This window comes from Clostridium sp., assembly GCF_051656525.1.
Lineage (GTDB): Bacteria > Bacillota > Clostridia > Clostridiales > Clostridiaceae > Clostridium.
On sequence record NZ_JBOGCC010000362.1, the window covers coordinates 1 to 1,764 of the forward strand.

2 protein-coding genes are annotated in these 1,764 nt (G+C 28.6%); both read left to right on the forward strand.

The window, feature by feature from the left end; all coding sequences use genetic code 11:
• The first annotated feature begins 190 nt into the window (after positions 1-190).
• A complete protein-coding gene (locus ACRDDY_RS17665) occupies positions 191-919 on the forward strand; it encodes a MerR family transcriptional regulator (protein ID WP_438566243.1) in 729 nt (242 codons plus the stop codon).
• A 146-nt stretch (positions 920-1,065) separates the two neighbouring features.
• A complete protein-coding gene (locus ACRDDY_RS17670) occupies positions 1,066-1,758 on the forward strand; it encodes an endonuclease/exonuclease/phosphatase family protein (RefSeq protein WP_438566244.1) in 693 nt (230 codons plus the stop codon).
• The last annotated feature ends 6 nt before the right edge of the window (positions 1,759-1,764 follow it).

A 1,764-nucleotide genomic window follows, 5' to 3' on the forward strand; every position in this document is an offset into this window, starting at 1 on the left:
CATAGACAAGCGATAAATATAAAAAAAGATAATTAAAGTAAATTGATGATAGCTTTTAAGTTAATGAAGGCTATTATTTTTTTATAAAAAATTTTTATAAATAGTGTTGACTCTAACGTTGCGTGATGAAATATATTTAAATTATAGCTAGGAAAATAAATTTAGTGCTAAGAGGGAGGAGGTGTGTTTATTGAAGATTCGTGAGGTGGCTAAGTTGAGTGGAGTAACTGTAAGGACTCTTCATTATTATGATGAAGTGGGAATTTTAAAGCCAAGTGAAGTTACTGGAGCTGGATATAGAATATATTCAAATGAGAATATTGAAACGTTGCAACAGATATTGTTTTTTAGGGAACTGGATTTTTCTTTAAATGAGATAAAGGAGATTATGAATAATCCTAATTATGATAAAGCTGAGGCTTTGAGTAAGCAAAGAGAATTATTAGTTCAAAAGAGAGAAAGAATGGATGGTTTAATTAATCTAATTGATAAAACTATAAAAGGAGAGAGGAATATGAGTTTTAAGGAGTTTGATATGAGTGAAATAGAGGCTAGTAAAAAGAAGTATGCTAAAGAAGTTGAGGAACGTTTTGGAGATACCGATGCATATAGGGAGTGCAATGAAAAGACTAGTAATTACAATAAGGATAAATGGAAGGATGTAACTGAAGAAGGTAATAAAATATTTAAAGAGTTTGCAGAGTGTAGAGGTTTAGAGCCTAGTGATGAGAAAGTTCAAAGCTTAGTTTTAAAATGGCAAAATTATATAACTGATAATTTTTATAATTGTACAAAGGAAATACTAGCAGGACTTGGATTAATGTATGTTCAAGATGAAAGGTTTAAGAAAAATATAGATATGAATGGAGAAGGTATAGCAGAACTTATGTCAAAAGCAATAGAGGTTTATTGTTCTTAGAAATGAATTTATTATTGGATATTTGAAAAGATTATACTTTAAAATTATTCCATATTTAGGTAATATATATAAGAATAGAATACAAAGGTGAATATAAAAGGGGAGAATATGAATGGAAGAGTCGTTGTGAGAAGATTGTTACTGTTATAAAGGATAACAATCCTATCATATTAGGGATACAAGAAGGATTAGAGCATATGCTTATAGATCTTGAAGAAAAATTAGAGAATTATGCTTATATAGGAGAGGGAAGAGAAGGAAAAAATAGAGGAGAGTATAATGGAATTTTTTATAATAAGGAGAAGATAGAAGTGAAGTATTGGAAGCAATTTTGGCTTTCAGAAACTCCAAGTGATGTAGGAAGTAAATCTTGGGGAGCTGCTTGTGAGAGAATATGTACTTATGGTAGATTTAAAAATAAGGAAACTTCAGAGGAAATAATGGTTTATAATACTCACTTAGATCATGTTAGTGAAAAGGCTAGAGCTTTAGGAATTAAATTGATTTTAGATAAATGTAAGAATAATAGTTTAAAGAATAAATTAGCATTTTTAATTATGGGAGATTTTAATTGTATTGCAACGGATAAAGTATTTAATGTAATAAAAGATTATGAAGATAGGGAATTTAAAGTGATAAATTTATATGAAAATGTAGAAAATGAAATTACGGGAACTTTTCATGATTTTACAGGAGTTCCTGATGAAGGGCCAATAGATTTTATATTAACAAGCAAAGAGTTTTATTGTGAGGAGCTTTATGTTGATAAAAGAAAGATAAATGATGGATATCCATCAGATCATTATCCAGTTATAGCAACTTTAAAATTAACACTTTAAAGTTTA